Here is an 18,719-nt window from a genome sequence, read left to right as displayed (position 1 = left end):
ATATTATACAATTTGTGTAATGTTTAGTTGTTAATGTTTTCTTAACGGCATTAATTATTAAGGCATTTAACACAAAAAGCCTCAATAACGTATCATTGAGGCTTTTTGCGTTTATTAATTTATAAATTAACTTCTTACAAGTTTTTCACTTTAAATCTATCTCATCCAGTTGCTTCCAAAAACAATATAGTAGGCCCACTCTTCTGGCCCTCTGGCAACGTCTACTCCCATTCGGAGTTTAAACTTTCTGGCAATGAGATATCTAAAACCGGTTCCGTAACTGTAAATAACGGGTTTGGCAAAAGCCTGATCCCAATCGTTAAAGGCGCTGGCGAGACCTCCGTAACCCATTAAGCTCCATCGCCTGTAGAGATCCCATCTAAATTCTAACTCGCTCACAATACTGGTGTTTCCCATGTATCTCGCCGCTGGAATTCCGCGCATATTAATTCCTGGTTTTAAATAAAAAGGCGGACTCCCCAACGCCTGCTCTCCTTCAATCCTGAGTCCGCCAATTAAGGTTTTCGCCAACGGATAATATCCAATTGCCGATAAATTGATGCGCCACGCCTGATAATCGCTTCCTAGCGCTTTATCTGACCAGAAAAAATCGGACTGAAGCCGTATTCCTTTATCTGGCGTAAATATATTGTCCCGTCCATCAAACTGGAGCGCGGCTCCAAGCTGACTTATGGTGCTTTTTATGTCTTTTGGGTCTACAAATGGCGGCGGAAGATTAAAGTCGGGCAGGTTTATTTTTGAGTTTAAAAACAAATACTGAGGTCCTACACTCCATTTGGCATTGTTAAACTGTTTGAGCCATTGTGTATAAAAAATAGTCGATTTAAAATTCAATTTAAATTCCTCATCTTTCTGATTGGGCAAGTTATTGGCATAAAAGGATAAATTCATATCGCCATAAGCCGCAAAAGCCCGGTACAGAATTTTAGGTTTTACCAAGGTTGCAGAACGGAAAGCGCCAGCCATCCAACTTTTGTTGGCCGTATACATTCCGACTCCTCCCGTAATATCTGGATTTATAAATCGTTTTTTTCCGTCTGCTTCAATAACAGGAGCGCGTTTTTTTAGAAAAATTGGTGCAATTGCAGCCCCAAATCCTCCAACAGCAGGCTCTGTAATTATGGTTGGTACGACTATAAATCCGTTGGCATAAATAAGAAAGTCGCTTAAATCAAAAGCTCCGTCTAGCGAATCTTTTAAAACTGCATGGTGTTTTTGTGCATTTAAAACATTAAACGATAGAATCATACAAAGCAAAAACAGAACGCTTTTTTTTGTTGTTTTTTTGTTTTCCATACAGTGTTTATCGTTTTAGATTTAAATTTTCACTTCGTCAAGAAAAATCTCCAGCAATTATTTTTTCTTAAAACTGAATACGTGTGCCAGCGTAATAAAGAAAGTATTTCCCTGAAATCTATTTATTGCGTTTACTTCGCCAATCCATCTAAAACCTGCCGAGGTCATACAGCCAAGATGCAAGTAATTTACCTCAGCGCCTAGTCCGCCAACTCGATCTTTGTCGGGTTCAACAACCAAAATGCTTCCTACTGGAATTTTATCGTCTGAAACTTTATATTGCAAATAATAAATCAGACCTGCATTGAATATGCCTTTGGGTGCGGTTTTTTCGGCATTCATACAATAAAACGTTTTTCCCAAACCTCCTTCAATACTTAAAATGTCTCCCGTTTTTATATCGGTGTCTTTCTTTTTTCCGTTGATTTCATAAGAAGCTAAAGCTGAAAAATGAATTGTCTTTTTATCATTAAAGAATAAAGTTGTCCCTGCCGAAAACTCATTCATAAACATTCCTAAACCGCTATTATCGCTAGCTCCAAGTTCATATTTTCCTGTTGGCAAATACAATTGGTAACTGAATACAAAATCGGCTCTTTTATTGTGCCAGCCTAACTGAACGGGCTGTATGTACATATCTGTAAAAGCAAAACTGCTTTTAGAATCGATGTAACTCCCTTGAATGGTATTGGAAGCACCAGCCAACAGAATTGTAGCACCATAATTGGCTCCTAGAATTTTAAAATCAGTTACATAATTTGCTCCAACGCCTGTTATAAACATGGTAAGATCTGGATTGCCCATTTTATCTCCGTCAGCATTTCTTAAAGAAGATGCACTATAAATATAACCTGGAATGTAGACGCTCAATGTTTTATCTGGAGCCTGAGTTCCAGATTGAAGCCCCATTGCACCCAAAATATGCCCACCTTTTAATTGAGCATTACTACAAAAAGAAATCAATAAAAGCATTGCTGCATATATTGATCGGAATGTTTGTATTGAAAAAATTTTTTTTGCCTTCATGCTGAAATGTTTTAAAATAAATTAAGACTTTACAACCGCTGTCAACAACGCTATTTTGGAAGGGGATAATTTTATTTAAAATAATACGCTCCTTTATGATCCGGATTTATTCGTATAGTTTTAAAATATTCTGAAGGAGATTTTCCAGTATGTTTTATAAAAGCTCTAAAACAAGTTGTTCGGGATTTAAAACCAGAGCCCCAAGCCATACCTTCTAATGATAAGTCTTTCCACTCGGGATCGTTTATTTTATCTTTAAAATATTCAATCCTTTTGAGATTAACATAATCCTGAAAATGAAGACCAAATTCAGAATTAATCAAATTGGATAAATGATGTACCGATATTCCTGTTTCTTCAGCCAAATCTCTTATTACAAAATCTTTTTTTAAGAATAGATTTTTAGAGTTTAACTCATAATCTAATTTTAAAAGGTATTCTTCTCTTTTTTCAAGAGTCAGTTCGTTTGCAATGGGAAGCGTATTCTTTGTTTCTTTTGTTTTTACCATTAATGTATTGTCGACAACAAAATCGAATGACTCTTCTTCGTCATGAAAGATTTGAGGTTTGAAATAAAGCCAGCCAACCGTAAAAAACAATACAGAAGAAATGAGAATGTAACACGAAAGATCTGTTGCCTCTACTTTTTGCAATAAAAAATGATGTACAAAAAGTGCCGAAAATAAAAACAAAATCATGAGATTATATACTCTAATCCAGTTAATTACTTTATTATGATGAAATTGGTTTCCTGTAAATTTTTTCAGATCATAGTTTAAAATCAACATGGTTTGAAAAAAGACATAGAAAAGCCAAATCGTCAGTGTTAAAACAGAAAATGGATTTTTAATTAATCCCGCAATATAATGGACCACTTTTATATTAGTGTAACTTCCGACATAAACAACGAGCGTTAAAAAGAAATAAATAGCAAATGGCACAAAATGCAGCCAGTCGTATTTTCTGAAACTTTTATTTAATGATAAAATGTTTCTAACGTACAAAAATGAGCAAGGAGCGGTTAAAAATATAAACGCTTTTGTGATGGTAAATAGATCTGGGAAATTTTTAAATAAATTGGCCGACAAATAAAAATTGTAGATACTTACCAACGCAAGACTCAATAAGAACATTCCCAAAAAGAAACTCTTTGAATAGTTTTTTTTGGAAAATAAAACCATAATTGCAGTAGCCAGGCCAGCAATTGTGGCTATAAAAAAGAAAAGGGAGAGTAAAATATCGATCATTTTTTTAAGCTTAATTAGTGAATGGTTTTCTTAAAATCTTAAAAATAGAATACGATGGGGGCGTACGCAGGAATTATAAAGTATTGTACTTGCCGAAGTCTGGCAAGTACAATATTTGGCTGTAGTTATTTTTTAACTGCTCCCGGAGGAAAACCAGTTAATATTTTTTTGATTGCATCATTGATAAACTGTTCTGGATTGTCTGGTTTACTGTCAATTTCAGCATTTCCGATTCCTTGCCAAACCAATTTGTCTGTTTTTGTAGATACGATGTCTATTACTAGTGAACCATCAACATAATCGTAGGTATTGAATGTTGTGCTACCACCACCCATCATGGCACCGCCGCCCCAATATCCGTATGGACGATACATTCCTCCATAGCCATAAAAATTAGTATCGGCTGTCACTTGAGTTTTATTTTTTAGAATAGAAACGGCATTAACTTTTAAATCAGGATTGCTGGATTCTGTAAATCCTTTTGCAAGCATTTCATTTCGGATTGCTTTTGCAACACGATCAACATTTAACTGATTTACTTGACCTTGCTGCGCTTTTAAGTCATAAACCGCAAAAGTTTTGTATTCGCTGAAGTTAGCAGAATGATCATAATCAGTTGTAACTTTTACAGTTGGAGAGCAGCTGTAAAACAAACCCAAAAATAAGACTGGGAGTATACGAAGACTTGTTCTTTTAATATTCATGTTGTGGTATTTATTAAATTAATAATTAAATCAGTTTAACTCGAATGTATTAAAATCGTAAAAATCTTGAACGGAGGACAAAAATGTATTAATAATTGTCAGTATGACACAAAGACCTACTAAACAATTACTTAGATCACTCTCAAAGATAAATCATTTTATTTAATTAACAGTATTAAATAAATAAAATCTTACTTTATCATTTTTTAACCTATTTTGTTCAAAATTTTAAGATTGTTTAAAGTTCTATTTACCTTGCACAGCTACATCATTATCTGTATGATGCTTATTAAATTTCTGCAGCTATAGGCAGTTTGCCATGTTTTATTGCTTCCAGCATTTTATTATAATCCGATTCGTTTTGATCGGCGTATAAAACTGAGAACTCCGAAATGGCATTAGCAAATTCGTTTGTATCTCCAATATAACCTGAAATCAGCGAAGGATCTCCCGAACGTGCGTGAGCCCTTGCAAGTGCCCATCCGCAGGCTTTGGCGTACTCTGCCATATTTTTAGGTTTCATCACTTCTAGCACCGGTTTTACTTTAGCATCTCTAAGCTGGCGTATGTAGAAGAACTTGTTTTTGCTGTCGTCTGTCCAGCCCAGAAACATATCAGATGCCGATTGCATTAATTTTTGTCCCATTACAATTCGTTCGCCTTGATGGCTGTATTTTCCTTTTGTTTTTACATTTCCTTCCAATACGCTTTTTCGGGCTTCTTTAAACTGTAAAAAAATAGGTTCTCCAGTTGCCGACATCAGCAGACTAATCCCGCACAATGTTCCAACACTGCCAACCCCAACAACTTTTATGACTATATCATGAAGCTTATATCTGCTTAGCAAAACTTGTTTTTCTTCTGAAAGAGATTCTAAATATCTATTATGGATAATTTCTCCTTCTTTGGCAACTTGTTTTTCAAGATCTCCGGTTGGATGAAATATCAAAGGCGGATCATCTTTTATACGTGCTCTGGCTCCATCAAAATAGGTCATTTTGGCAAACTCCTTTTCATGGGCAGTATATTCTGATGCTTTTTTTATTCTCTTTTGGTCAAATTCTTTAAAGTCTTTGTCTCGGCCTAATTCAATCAGTTCTGCCAGATCAATATCGGCATACCAAATTTGAAGCGCTGAGAGTTTACTATAATCCAACATGTGCCGTTTATAACTGTCTGCAACATTCCAAGCAAATTCTTTACAATTTTTATTGGAAAATTTTCGCCATCTTCCTGCGATAACAAAACTGGCCGCAAGTCTTTTTACATCCCATTCCCAGGGTCCTGGATAAGTTTCATCAAAATCATTAATATCAAAAACCAGTTTCCGTTCTGGAGTTGCAAATCCGCCAAAATTCATCAAATGGCAATCACCGCAAAGCTGTAGATTTATTCCCGATACCAGAGTGTGAGCCAAGTCGGCAGCCATGATAGCAGCGGCACCTCTGTAAAATGAAAAAGGAGATTCCATCATTCTTCTGTACCGAATAGGCAAAAGACTTTCAACCCTTCCCACACTGGTCTGAATTAAAATATCTACTGGATCTTTTCTGTTTTTAAAAGAATTCCATTCTCCATGCTTCGCTAAAGAGATTTTCTTTCTAATTGAAGCTCCTTTTTCATAGCGTTCAGCCTTTGATGCTATCGGATTAAATACGGTTTCGGCTGTATGTTTTGAATCTTCTTCCATAATTTCCGATAAATAAAATTAAAAAAACCGTTTTAAACTTCTTTTATTATTGTGGAAATATAAAGGCTACGACCGCTCTTAATCCCCAGTCTGGTCTTATGCTTGAATGCCCAACAACCGGAATTAAAGGCATAACAGCAAATTGCATGGTCTGACCTCCTAATTTTGTAATGGCGCCAACGTTTGGGCTAACGGTAATAAGAGTCGTTTTTCCTTCCCAGTTTTGGGTTATTTCTGAAGTGATTCCTAAACTTGCACCGCTTTTATAACTATGTGTTAGAAATAATTGCGTGTAAAACTGATTAAAATCTGCTCTGTCGGCATTTCCTGCAACAGACCAAATTTGATTGGCTAGAAAACCAATCGAAAGTCCTTTTCCTTGATGCATGACCAAAACGCTGGGTCCAATTCCAAACTTTTCTGTTCCTAAAAGTTTCTCTGTAGCAGTTGGCACCAAAAAAGCAGGACCAACTCCCAAGATAATTCCCTTTGTTTTAGGAGCAAAAAATGCTGTGACTGTTGCATCACTCAAACCAAACTCATGTGTGTTTTCTCCCGTAACATCCTGCTGATCTACAACTGGAAGAATATAACGCGTAATTAAATTTAAATTTTCACTCAACTTAAAAGGAACAACCGGCTGTATATTGATCTGATATTTTGATCCATTATAAGCACCAATACCGTAAGTAAGGTTATTTTGCAACGGGACACTAATTAAACTTGCTACAGGGTTGGCCATTTTATCGGCGAGTTCCTGTGCGCTATTTCCCGGCTTTGGCTCTTCTTGTGCAAAAGATCCTAGTGAAATTGCAAAAAACAGAGTACTGAAAAATAATTTAAGGTCGATAAAATGCTTATTTTGTTTCATGAATATATTTTTAAAAGTTCTATCACTTTCAAAATCAAATTATTTATCAGCGAAAACCTGTTTCCAATCGTCTTTCATGCTTATTACATGATATTTATATTTTGTTGCCGTATTTAATGAAAGATTATCTTTTTCCTGATAATTGTATTCTCTAATGGAGTCATTATGGTTTACAATTAACTGAAAAGATGGATATTTACTTCCAGAAGAATATCTCAACATGGCAAGGTCGCCAGCTCCACCTTCATTTCCGCAAGCAAAAACAGGTCTTTGACCAATGTGTAGCTGTATGCCAACAGGTTTTCCTTCTTTGTCATTAAAATGATCTAATCCTGGTTCTCTTAAAACTGCATTTTTGGCATCATCAAATTTATATTTGAAAGACGTTCCCACAACCTGATCTTTTGGAATCCCGTAAAAATCCTGAGATATTGCTCTAACAACTTCAACCGTTCCGCCAGTAACAATGAAAGTTTTGAAACCATTTGCACGCAAATAATTCAAAAGTTCCAATTGAGGCTGATATCTAATTTGTTTTACTGGAACATTTTTACCAGGATATTGCGATGTTTTAAAAAAATCATTCACTGATGCTTCAAATTCATCTTCTGTCATTCCAGTATGAGTTGCCGCAACAAGTTCAATAAGTGCTTTATCGCCTCCTTTTTCAAAAAACGTTTTGTCTTTTTCAACCACGGCTTTAAATGGCTGTTTTTGAGCTAAAGCAGGATTAGCTTCTACCATTTTTTTTACTTTATAAAAAGCAAAAAGCTCTTGTACGTATGGTTTTTCTGCCCATAGAGTTCCGTCATTATCAAAGGTTGCAATCCTACTTTCTACCGGAATAAAATCCGGACTTCCTTCTTTGGTTACTTTTTCAACGTAAGCGATAATGTCTTTTTTTAAAGCTCCATCATTCCAGCTTGGTAGTGGATCTCCGCTATTTGCGGTAGTTTCTGTTTGTTTATTTTCTGTTGGAGCAGTTAAAGTATCTGATTTTTTACAGGAAAAGAAAAACAAAGACAAAACCACCAAAGACCAAATTGATATATTTTTTTTCATGATGTTTTTATGTTAGTAAAAAAGATTCAGACTTTTCAATCTGAATCTTTTTTTAGATTATTTATTTTTTCTTTTTTGAAGCTGCCTCTTCTTCTTTTAACTTAGGTAAAACATTTTTCTCTACATATTTTTGTGCTTTGATGTCTTTCATTGCTTCTTCCATAATAGTATAAGCAGAGAAACTTGGTGGAATTGATCTTGGAGGATATTCTTTAAATGTCTCTGCAAATGCAACCACATCTTGAATTGCACCGTACATTAACTGTACGTGATTTAACTGCCATTCCCAAAATGAATTAGAAGTTATATCTGCTCTCTCAAAAGGATCTTGATACAAATTGAAAATCTTTTGTAAACGTAGTTTTGTAAACGGTTCTGCCCAAACTCCCATTGTACCTTCTAGTCGCTGTTCTGCAAAAACATACTTATAATCCCCTTCTCTTAAACCAACTAAAAGTCCATCATCATCTGTATAAAAGAATTTTTCTCTGAAACTTTTTTCTGTCTTCCCTTCCAAAAATTTACTTTGATCATAACCATCTAAATGCACCTTATAGGTTTTTCCATTTGCTGAATATCCCTTTAAAAGTTTATTCACAATATCTGGTTCACCTGCGATTGAAGCGAATGTAGGAATCCAATCATTATGGCTCATCAATTCTGTAGTTACAGCTCCTGGCTTAATATGCCCTGGCCAGCGTACAATACATGGTACACGGAAAGCTCCATCCCAGTTCGTATTTTTTTCTGAACGGAAAGGTGTCATCGCACCATCAGGCCAAGTATTCATGTGAGGTCCATTGTCTGTAGAATACACTACAATAGTATTATCAGCAATTCCTAACTCGTCTAGTGCTTTTAAGATACTTCCAATAGTTTCATCATGCTCAATCATACCGTCGATATATTCACTATCTCCGTGAGTATATCTGCCTCTATGCTCAGCTCTTACGTGTGTACGAAGGTGCATACGAGTTGCGTTAAACCAACAGAAAAATGGCTTTCCCGAAGCGCTTTGTCTCTTGATAAAATCAATTGCTGCGGCAGAGGTTTCATCATCTATAGTTTCCATTCTTTTTTTGGTAAGGGCTCCAGTATCTTCAATTTTTTGTTTTCCAACTCTTCCAAAACGAGGATCTGTAGTAGCGTCATCAGCATTTGTTGCAGTACATTTTAAAACTCCACGTGGTCCAAATTTTTTCAAATATTCTGGATCTTTTGGATAATCTGGCAATTCTGGTTCTTCTTCAGCATTTAAGTGATACAAGTTTCCAAAGAATTCATCAAAACCATTAACGGTTGGCAAACTCTCATTTCGGTCTCCAACGTGGTTTTTACCAAATTGACCAGTCACATATCCTAAACTTTTCATGATTCCTCCAACAGAAGGATCTAACTGACTCATTCCCATTGGAGCTCCTGGGAAACCTACTTTTGTAAGCCCAGTTCTTAAACCGTGCTGTCCTGTTAAGAATGCTGCACGCCCAGCTGTACAACTCTGTTCTCCATAATAATGTAAAAAACGTAAACCTTCATTGGCTAAGCGATCAATATTTGGGGTAGTGTATCCCATAAGTCCATCACTATAAGCACTTATATTAGTAGTTCCAATATCATCTCCCCAAAGCACTAGAATATTTGGTTTTTTGCTCTGTGCTGTAACAGAAACTCCCGTAAAAAACAGCAATGCGAATACTCTCAAGGTATCTGCAAATCCGTACTTAAATTTGATTTGTTTCATGATAATAAAAATTCGTTAATGATACTTATTTATATGAGTTTGAAAAGCAAAAAAATAAATAGGAAAAATGATAAACTTTGAAAAGGCATTTCTAATCTGGGTTGCATTTTTTTGAATGTTTCAAATTCATTTTTATTTTAAAATCTGAAACAAAATATTTTTAACTTTTTCTTAAGTATCTCAAATTTAACTAGTAAAAGAGCGAACTATTGAATTTATTCGGCATGAACTTGTTTCATATTATAAAATGAAACAAGAAAATTGGAGAATTTGCACCAAAATGTTTCATTTTAAAAAATGAAACACATTAAAACATCAGAAAATTAAGAAGTTGTGTTTAATTTAAATAAGGACAAAAAAGAGGTAAATAACGATTTAAGTTCGTTTTTTGAGTAGGTATTTTTTAAAAAATGGTCAAATGAAACAAAAAATTCTTCTTTTTTAGGTAAAATTTTAACAAATTGTGAGTTGCAAAACGTTCCTAAAAAGACAAAATAACAACTGGGGAAAAGCAAATGAAGTTTTGCAAAAACAGGCTAAAACAAAAAAAGCCGCTTACAGAAGCGGCTTTTTTTAAATTATTAAAGAATAAATTTATTCGATTTCAGAAACTCTCATCGTATTAACCATTCCTTTATCTTTAATTGGCATTGCAGCAAGGTTGATTAAATAATCTCCTTTTTGTGCATAACCTTTTTCGATTGCAATTTGATTTACATCTGTTACAGTATCATCTGTACTTTCTTCATTATCATAGTAGAAAGATTTAACTCCCCATAATAAATTCAATTGTGTTAAGATTCTTCTGTTTGAAGTAAATACTAAAATGTGAGCCGTTGATGGTCTCCAAGCTGAAATTTGGAACGCTGTATAACCACTATTAGTTAGCGTACAAATCGCTTTGGCTTCAATTTCGTTAGCTAATAACGCTGCTTGGTGGCAAACTGTTTTAGTAACAAAACGTTTAGTTTTAATTTGTGGTGTATTTTGAGGCACTTGAATAAGCGGAGAGTTTTCTACAGCCTCGCAAATTTGCGCCATTCTTTGAATTACTTGTACTGGATAGTTTCCTGTAGCAGTTTCTCCAGACAACATTACAGCATCTGCGCCATCCATTACTGAGTTAGCAACGTCGTTTACCTCTGCTCTTGTTGGAGTTAAGCTTGTAATCATTGTTTCCATCATTTGTGTAGCAACGATAACAGGAATTCTAGCTGTTTTAGCTCTTCTGATCAAATCTTTTTGTACCAATGGAACTTCGTGAGCAGGAAGCTCAACACCAAGATCTCCACGAGCAACCATTAAACCATCACAATATGCTACAATTTTGTCCATGTTCTCAAGAGCTTCTGGCATTTCAATTTTAGCAATAATTGGAATTTTAACTTCTGAATGTTTTGCAATTAACTCTTGCAAATCTTGTAAATCGCGTGGAGTTTTCACGAATGAAAGTGCGATCCAGTCTACTTTTTGTTCGATTGCAAAAATAGCATCTGCAATATCTTTTTCTGTTAAAGCTGGTAAAGAAATTTTTGTGTTTGGAAGATTAACTCCTTTTTTAGATTTTAATTCTCCACCTTGAATAACTTTAGCAACAACCTCTGTTTTTTTATCCGTTGAAACGATTTCAAAAATAAGTTTACCATCGTCAAGCAAAATACGCTCTCCAACATTTACATCATTTGGGAAATTTTGATATTTCATAAATGCTTTTTTTGCATTTCCGATAATATCCTCTGCAGTTGTAAAAGTGATTTCATCACCATCATTTACCACAGTTCCTTCTTCCATTACACCAACTCTAAGTTTTGGTCCTTGCAAGTCTCCTAAGATTGCAGTTGTGTAACCAAACTCTTCGTTTAATCCTCTAATAATGTCGATTTTTTCTTTTACTCCTTCGTAATCTGCATGCGAAAAATTGATTCTAAACACATTAACACCTGCATCGATCATATCTTTAATGATCTCTCTTGTACTACAAGCGGGGCCAAGTGTAGCAACAATTTTGGTTTTCTTGTTTGTTAGCATTTTTTTTAAAAAATTAGATTGTTTTTTGATTTTATTTTGTCTGTATCAACGGCATAAATAGCCGCAATACTTTCTATTGTGTTTAATTTTTGTTGAATTTCTGAAAAATTAAGCGCCTCTTCGCTATTATCAATTTTCAGGAAAAAATCGACTTTTTTAAATTCAGGAAGTAAATGAATTGTTGTAGAAACCTCACTTGTTTCATTAGAAAACAAATTCTGAAAATCATTTGTACTCACAGAAATGATTTCATTTTTATTCTGAATTAAATTCCAGGAAACAGCTTTTTCTTCATCATAATAATAGAATCTGGAAAAATTTGCTTCACCTTCCTTAGTTTGAGCATGGATCTCGTTTTTGCTCTTACTTAAGTTGATCGGAAGGATTTTATTGATAAAATAGGCTAATCTATAATCTTCTAATGAAGTATGAATTGCCATTAAATAATAATCAATTTCGTCAAATTCGTCTAAATCCAATTTATGAATAGCCATGTCTTGAAAAATCAAGTTGTAAATATACTATTTCTAAACGGAGCATCAACAGTTATGACATGCTTGTTTTGTTAAATTATAAACGAAAACGTTGTAGCCTTGTGATAGTTACAACATTTTTGCAGCTATTTCTTGTCAATTTTCTCTTGAAATGCAAAATAAGCTCTTTGCGATGCTTTTTCTTCTGCTTTCTTTTTTGATGTTGCGCGCGCTCTTGCGACAACTTTATCATCAATACTCAATTTGACACCAAATAAACGCTGGCCGTCTATACCATTGTCTTCAAAAATGTCATAATGAAAAACTCTTTTTTCCTTCTGACACCATTCGATAACAAGGCTTTTATAACTTATAACTTTTCCTTCTAGTCGAGCAATATCGACATAAGGAGTGACTACTCTTTTCTGGATGAATTTCTCGCAAAAAGAATAGCCTTTATCTAAGTAAATTGCTCCAATTAAAGACTCAAAAATATTACCATGAATGTTTTCTCCAAAGTGCTGAATAGGCACTTTACTTTCTACAAACTGTACTAAATTTAAATCTTTTCCTAATTCGTTCAAATGTTCTCGGCTCACGATTTTCGAACGCATTTTGGTTAAATAACCTTCATCGCCATTTGGAGCTTTATTAAATAAATGTGCAGCAATAACGGCACTTAACATCGCATCTCCTAAAAATTCTAAGCGTTCATAATTTATAGGATGCCCATTTTGATCTAATTTATTAGAAGAGCGATGCGTGAAAGCTCTTCGATAAAAATCAACATTTGTAGGCGGAAAACCAAGAATTTTCTGAATAGTGTCAAAAAAAATCCCGTCTTCTAGAGAACGGGATTTAGAAAATATTTTTTTGATAATATTCATATACAGAAAATTAATCAGCTAGTTTTTTAAACAATACACAAGCATTGTGTCCACCAAAACCAAATGTATTACTCATAGCAACATTTACTTCTCTTTTTTGAGGTTTGTTTAGAGTAAGGTTTAAAGATGGGTCAATGTTTTCGTCAACAACTGTATGGTTAATCGTTGGAGGAACAATACCGTGTTGCATTGCCAAGATAGAAGCAATTGCTTCAATAGCTCCGGCAGCACCAAGTAAGTGTCCTGTCATAGATTTTGTAGAGTTGATGTTGATGTTTTTAGCATGATCACCAAAAACTTTACTAATTGCTTTTAACTCTGCAACGTCTCCTAATGGAGTAGAAGTTCCGTGAGTATTGATATGATCAACTTGATCAGGTGTCATACCAGCATCTCTCAATGTGTTTTCCATTACTGCAATAACTCCAATTCCTTCTGGATGTGGTGCAGTTAAGTGGTAAGCATCAGATGACATACCTCCACCGCCAATTTCGCAGTAGATTTTTGCACCTCTTGCTTTAGCATGCTCATAATCTTCAAGAACTAAAGCTCCTGCTCCTTCTCCTAAAACGAAACCATCTCTAGTTGCGTCAAAAGGTCTTGAAGCCGTTTCTGGGCTTTCGTTTCTTGTAGATAAAGCGTGCATTGAGCTAAATCCTCCCATACCAGCAATTGTAACTGCAGCTTCAGAACCACCAGAAACAATAACGTCGCACATTCCTAAACGAATGTAGTTGAAAGCATCGATTAATGCATTTGCAGAAGATGCACAAGCAGAAACCGTTGTATAATTTGGTCCCATATACCCGTTACGCATAGAAATATGCGCAGGAGCAATATCGGCAATCATTTTAGGTATAAAGAAAGGATTGAACTTTGGAGTTCCATCGCCTTTTGCATAGTACAATACTTCATCCTGAAAAGTTTCTAAACCTCCAATTCCTGCTCCCCAGATAACACCAACTCTTTGTTTGTTTACGTTATCATTTGTGATTCCAGCATCTTTAATAGCTTCATCACTGGCAGCAATTGCATATTGTGCAAACTTATCTAATCTACGAGATTCCTTGCGATCCATGTAATCTTCAATATTGAAGTTTTTTACTTCGCAGGCAAATTTCGTTTTGTGTTTCTCGGTATCATAATATGTGATCGGAGCGGCTCCGCTAACTCCATTCACAAGTGCATTCCAATATTCCTGGATATTATTCCCAATAGGAGTAAGTGCACCTAATCCTGTTACAACAACTCGCCTTAATGCCATAAATATGTATTTTGTGTCTTAAACAAATAAAACCCATTGCTTTCTTAATCGTATTGCTACTTAAGAGCCATGGGTATTTATATAAATATATCTTGTTTGATTGAAAATCAATCGAAATTTAAAAATTTAAAAAATAATAACACCCGACTCTTAAAAATTTCAAATTTCAAAAATCAAATTCCAATTGGAATTTGGAATTTCAAAAATTGGGATTTTTAGAAATCGGGTGTGGTATTATTATTTTTTTGCTTCTTCGATATAAGAAATAGCTTGACCAACAGTAGCAATGTTTTCTGCTTGATCGTCTGGAATTTGAATATCAAATTCTTTTTCGAATTCCATAATAAGCTCAACAGTGTCTAATGAGTCAGCTCCTAAATCATTAGTGAAGCTTGCTTCTGTTACAACTTCGTTTTCGTCAACACCTAATTTGTCTACGATAATCGCTTTTACTCTTGATGCAATGTCTGACATAATCTTTAATTTTAGAATTTAATTTGTTGGCAAAAATAAAAAACTTTATTTTAAAACAACTATTTAGTTTATAAATGTGACACTAATTTATAAAATTAATTTCAAGAAAGGTCTTTTAAAGCTATTTATTTTCGTTTTTTATTCCGTTTTTTGCAGTCTCAAAATACACAACTCTATGAAAAAAATTATCGTTTTCGCCTCAGGATCAGGAACTAATGCAGAGAACATTATAAAATATTTTTCGAACACCGAAATTGCAAGGGTCGTTTCGGTATTTACAAATAATGCTTCGGCAAAAGTGATTGAAAGAGCAAAAAATCATCAAATTCCAGTCGAAATCTTCTCAAAAAACGAACTTTTAGAAAGAAACGTACTACAAAAAGTACAAGAAATCGACCCAGATTTAATAATCTTGGCTGGCTTCTTACTAAAGTTCCCAGAAAACATAATCGAACAATATCCAAACAAAATAATTAATATACATCCTGCACTTTTACCTAATTACGGAGGTAAAGGAATGTACGGAATGCACATTCATAGAGCAATTGTAAATAATAAGGAGAAAGAAACAGGAATCTCGATTCATTACGTTAATGAAAACTATGACGAAGGCGCTATTATCTTTCAAGCTAATGTTGCCTTAACTGATGAAGACACACCTGAAACAGTTGCAGAAAAGATTCATGAACTGGAACAAAAACATTTTCCAGAGATTATTCATAGAATATTGGAAAAATAAATCAATTCAAAAATCAATTACAATTACAAAAATCATCCCGATAGCTATCGGGACTGAAATCTAAAATTAAATGAATCACGAAGTACATATATATACAGATGGCGCAGCAAAAGGAAATCCTGGTAATGGAGGTTACGGCGTGGTAATGGAATTGGTTGGCACTCCTCATAAAAAAGAATTTTACGAAGGTTTTCGTCTTACTACCAATAATAGAATGGAACTTCTAGCCGTAATTGTAGGCTTAGAGAAACTCAAAAAACCAAATATGAAAGTCCTTGTAGTTTCCGATTCTAAATACGTTGTAGATTCTGTCGAAAAAAAATGGGTTTTTGGCTGGGAGAAAAAAGGATACAAGGATAAAAAAAATCCAGATCTATGGAAACGTTTTCTAATTGTGTACCGCAAACATCAAGTCGACTTTAAATGGATTAAAGGCCACAACAATCATCCGCAAAATGAGCGTTGCGATCAATTGGCTGTTATGGCATCTATGCAACCAAAACTTTCCGTTGATGTTTATTACGAAACCATCGGATCAAAAGAATAAAAAAAACGCATCAATTACTTGATGCGTTTTTTGTACTAACTTTATTTTTATTTACTCTTTATCCAAATCTTTTGCTGTTTTAAATCCAGTCAAAAGTCCGATTCCCGCCATGATAAAAATGATTGAAGGATAAACCGCTCCATCGTTTAAAGAGGTATAAGTTGTAATTAACAGCGCAAGAAAAATTCCAACACCGCTACCTATTAATAAGAATGCTAGATTTACTACAAAGATTTTCCAAGCTGGAACTCCATTTCCTTTTCCCTGAATAAAAATACTGGCATCTACTCCTTTTTCTATAAGAGCTAGACGCTCTCTGTTTCTTGTTGAATAAATAAGATAAACAATTCCGAAGATCATTAAGAAAAAGCTAATTGGAATTAAAATTTTGTCGTCCATGATATTTTACGTTTTTAATTGATTGATATATCCCATATGACGAGGGTTTTTAAAATCAGGTTACAACTTTTGGTGAAAAATTTCAATTTTTAAATTCCAAGCTCTAAAACTAACTGATAATCAACTAATTTTGACTTGAATTTATTCGTCGCTACAACTTTGTCAAAGTTTAAAACTTTGACAAAGTTCAACTCCTGTACTTTAATTATATATTAAAGAGTGGCAATTGGAATTTGATATTTGCAGTTTTCCTGAAAATTGGAATTTATTTTCAATTTTCTTGTAACCTAAACAAACAACTTGTCGTCCTATATAATATGAGCACAATACCTGATCAACATTATATCGATAAAATTCTGCAAGGCGAGACCAATGCGTTTGCCGTTCTTGTGGATCGTTATAAAGATATGATCTTTACTTTGGCTCTTAAAATGGTTAAAAACCGGGAAGAAGCAGAAGAAGTTGCACAAGACACTTTTATAAAGATTTATAATTCGCTGACTAAATTTAAAGGAGAATCTAAATTTTCGACCTGGATTTATAAAATTGCTTACAATACTTGTCTAGATCGTTTAAAGAAAAATAAAAAAGAAGATTTAAATATTTCTATTGATGATTTTTCGTCTCATTTAATCAAAACAATGGACAATGCTTTGAGCGCCTTGGAAGAAAAAGAACGAAAGCAAACCATTCAAAAATGTTTAAATTTATTACCCAGTGACGAAAACTTCCTTTTAACCTTATTTTATTTTGATGATCAGAATTTAGAGGAAATCGGAAAAATAATGAACATTTCGGCCAATAATGCGAAAGTAAAATTATTTAGGAGCCGACAGAAATTAGCTGTAATTTTGAGACAGCAGTTAGAACCAGAAATAATAGAATGTTATGAAAGAGAGCGATAAAAATATAGAACAACTTATTGAGAAAATGATGGCTGAGGAAAAACTGCAGTCACCATCAATAGATTTCACTTCAAAAATTATGGCAAATGTTCAAATTTTAGAGGAGAAAAAATTGAAAACATACAAACCTTTAATTTCTAAACCAATCTGGATTTCGATCGGCTTGGCGGTAGCGGCATTAGTAATTTATGTATCTCTATTCTCAGTTTCAGAAACTGATTTCAAAATTGACGAAGTTGGGAAATTATATTCTGATAGAATGTCAACAGCCTTTTCAGGAATTCATTTCTCTAAAAACATTTTGTATGCCATTTTAATTGTTCCCATTATGATTTTGATTCAGGTTGGGATTTTGAAAAATTATTTTGATAAGAAGTATCAACTATAGATTTAAAGATGAAAAATAAAACGGCAATATTTAAACACTCTTTAAGAGCAAAAAAAACATATACCTATTCTCTTTTAATATTGTTGTTTTCTATCACTAATTATGCATCAGCAATTTCAACAAGCTTTACTACTAAGGAAATAAAATTTGTTAGTGAAGGAATTTCACTCGCTGGAACTGTTTTTATACCTAACAACATTGAGGCTGCCGTTGTTATTGTTCATGGATCTGGGCAAGAAAAAAGAATGATAGACTTTGCTACAATTCTAGCCAACAATGGAATTGCCGTTTTAACGTATGATAAACGTGGAGTCGGAGAATCAGGCGGTGTATATGCCGGACCTGAAGTAGGAACTAACAATGTCGATTTCTCCAATCTAAACCTTTTGTCTTTAGACGCGAGTGCTGCTGTAAATAATTTATCTAAATCTCTATCCAATAATAAAATACCAATCGGTTTAATTGGAGGCAGTCAAGCGGGATGGATAATTCCATTGGCTGCAGAGAAAAATAAGAAAGTTAAATTTATGACCATCTTTAGCGGAGCTCTTATAACAGTTAAAGAACAATTGAGATTCCAATTTTATACCAATGGCAATAATTTATTTTGGGATACACATTCAGAAGAAGAAGCGAGAAAACATGTATTTAATGACCCTGATAAATACGAATTTGTCGACACAGATCCCAAAGGTATTCTTGCTAAAGTATCAATTCCAGGATTTTGGATTTTTGGAGGCAAGGATATTCAAGTTCCTGCGAATCTATCCATCGAATATCTTGATGCATTAAAATCTAAAGGAAAACCTTATGAATATAAATTGTTTCCAAACTTAGGTCACAACACCGCATTTTCAGACTCTGAAGAGCCTATGAAAGATGCAATCAATTGGGTTAAGAATAGAAAAACAAATTAAGAAATCATGCGCAAGAATTTTTCGTGTTTCAATCGAAAAA

The 18,719-nt window shown here is 34.2% G+C and carries 19 protein-coding genes; 5 read left to right on the top strand and 14 right to left on the bottom strand.

What is annotated here, in order from left to right; all coding sequences use genetic code 11:
- Positions 1-156: 156 nt before the first annotated feature.
- From QLQ95_RS09040 to QLQ95_RS08980, 13 genes are all read right to left on the bottom strand, one after another.
- Complete coding sequence (locus QLQ95_RS09040) at positions 157-1,317, bottom strand: BamA/TamA family outer membrane protein (protein WP_428237496.1); 1,161 nt, start codon at positions 1,315-1,317, stop codon at positions 157-159.
- 57 nt (positions 1,318-1,374) lie between these two features.
- Complete coding sequence (locus QLQ95_RS09035; RefSeq protein ID WP_482503485.1) at positions 1,375-2,343, bottom strand: SphA family protein; 969 nt, start codon at positions 2,341-2,343, stop codon at positions 1,375-1,377.
- A gap of 71 nt (positions 2,344-2,414) precedes the next feature.
- The gene (locus QLQ95_RS09030) at positions 2,415-3,590 is read right to left on the bottom strand and encodes a helix-turn-helix domain-containing protein (protein WP_428237498.1); all 1,176 of its coding nucleotides are present in this window, start codon (positions 3,588-3,590) and stop codon (positions 2,415-2,417) included.
- 125 nt (positions 3,591-3,715) lie between these two features.
- Entirely contained in the window at positions 3,716-4,294 is a 579-nt protein-coding gene (locus QLQ95_RS09025) for a DUF4136 domain-containing protein (RefSeq protein WP_428237499.1), read from the bottom strand.
- A gap of 289 nt (positions 4,295-4,583) precedes the next feature.
- On the bottom strand, positions 4,584-5,984 hold the full coding sequence (locus tag QLQ95_RS09020) for a DUF2252 domain-containing protein (RefSeq protein WP_482503482.1): 1,401 nt from the start codon (positions 5,982-5,984) through the stop codon (positions 4,584-4,586).
- A 46-nt stretch (positions 5,985-6,030) separates the two neighbouring features.
- A complete protein-coding gene (locus QLQ95_RS09015) occupies positions 6,031-6,855 on the bottom strand; it encodes a hypothetical protein (protein WP_095930696.1) in 825 nt (274 codons plus the stop codon).
- 39 nt (positions 6,856-6,894) lie between these two features.
- Entirely contained in the window at positions 6,895-7,917 is a 1,023-nt protein-coding gene (locus QLQ95_RS09010) for an HAD family hydrolase (RefSeq protein WP_482503480.1), read from the bottom strand.
- A gap of 61 nt (positions 7,918-7,978) precedes the next feature.
- Complete coding sequence (locus QLQ95_RS09005) at positions 7,979-9,658, bottom strand: arylsulfatase (RefSeq protein ID WP_320494484.1); 1,680 nt, start codon at positions 9,656-9,658, stop codon at positions 7,979-7,981.
- 594 nt (positions 9,659-10,252) lie between these two features.
- A complete protein-coding gene (gene pyk / locus QLQ95_RS09000) occupies positions 10,253-11,686 on the bottom strand; it encodes a pyruvate kinase (RefSeq protein WP_095930693.1) in 1,434 nt (477 codons plus the stop codon).
- Positions 11,687-11,691: 5 nt separating this feature from the next.
- Positions 11,692-12,180: an IPExxxVDY family protein gene (locus QLQ95_RS08995; protein WP_095930692.1), complete on the bottom strand. Its 489-nt coding sequence runs from the start codon at positions 12,178-12,180 to the stop codon at positions 11,692-11,694.
- 125 nt (positions 12,181-12,305) lie between these two features.
- A complete protein-coding gene (rnc, locus tag QLQ95_RS08990; protein ID WP_095930691.1) occupies positions 12,306-13,046 on the bottom strand; it encodes a ribonuclease III in 741 nt (246 codons plus the stop codon).
- A gap of 10 nt (positions 13,047-13,056) precedes the next feature.
- Positions 13,057-14,310, bottom strand: a complete 1,254-nt coding sequence (fabF, locus tag QLQ95_RS08985) for a beta-ketoacyl-ACP synthase II (RefSeq protein WP_111368511.1) — start codon at positions 14,308-14,310, stop codon at positions 13,057-13,059.
- A 237-nt stretch (positions 14,311-14,547) separates the two neighbouring features.
- Complete coding sequence (locus QLQ95_RS08980) at positions 14,548-14,784, bottom strand: acyl carrier protein (protein ID WP_007137004.1); 237 nt, start codon at positions 14,782-14,784, stop codon at positions 14,548-14,550.
- Between the two features lie 175 nt (positions 14,785-14,959).
- Here QLQ95_RS08980 and purN point away from each other — a divergent pair, with 175 nt between their 5' ends.
- Positions 14,960-15,523 carry a phosphoribosylglycinamide formyltransferase gene (gene purN / locus QLQ95_RS08975; protein WP_095930689.1) on the top strand — a complete coding sequence of 188 codons (564 nt, stop codon included), beginning with the start codon at positions 14,960-14,962 and terminating at the stop codon, positions 15,521-15,523.
- 70 nt (positions 15,524-15,593) lie between these two features.
- Positions 15,594-16,070 (top strand): ribonuclease HI, encoded by a 477-nt coding sequence (rnhA, locus tag QLQ95_RS08970; RefSeq protein ID WP_095930688.1) that lies wholly within the window; start codon positions 15,594-15,596, stop codon positions 16,068-16,070.
- A 51-nt stretch (positions 16,071-16,121) separates the two neighbouring features.
- On the opposite strand, the gene QLQ95_RS08965 is transcribed toward rnhA, so the two are convergent.
- Complete coding sequence (locus QLQ95_RS08965) at positions 16,122-16,469, bottom strand: DUF6249 domain-containing protein (RefSeq protein WP_095930687.1); 348 nt, start codon at positions 16,467-16,469, stop codon at positions 16,122-16,124.
- Between the two features lie 317 nt (positions 16,470-16,786).
- On the opposite strand from QLQ95_RS08965, the gene QLQ95_RS08960 reads away from it, so the two are divergent.
- From QLQ95_RS08960 to QLQ95_RS08950, 3 genes are read left to right on the top strand one after another with little or no spacing between them, the layout of a single operon-like run.
- Positions 16,787-17,374: an RNA polymerase sigma factor gene (locus QLQ95_RS08960; protein ID WP_095930686.1), complete on the top strand. Its 588-nt coding sequence runs from the start codon at positions 16,787-16,789 to the stop codon at positions 17,372-17,374.
- The gene (locus QLQ95_RS08955; RefSeq protein WP_095930685.1) at positions 17,358-17,762 is read left to right on the top strand and encodes a hypothetical protein; all 405 of its coding nucleotides are present in this window, start codon (positions 17,358-17,360) and stop codon (positions 17,760-17,762) included. The genes QLQ95_RS08960 and QLQ95_RS08955 overlap by 17 nt, the downstream gene beginning before the upstream one ends.
- A gap of 8 nt (positions 17,763-17,770) precedes the next feature.
- Entirely contained in the window at positions 17,771-18,679 is a 909-nt protein-coding gene (locus tag QLQ95_RS08950; protein WP_482503476.1) for an alpha/beta hydrolase family protein, read from the top strand.
- Positions 18,680-18,719 lie beyond the last annotated feature (40 nt).

The organism is Flavobacterium sp. B330r, assembly GCF_056824325.1.
Note: the sequence above shows the minus strand (reverse complement) of the source record. Positions and strands in the feature narration are given on the sequence as shown.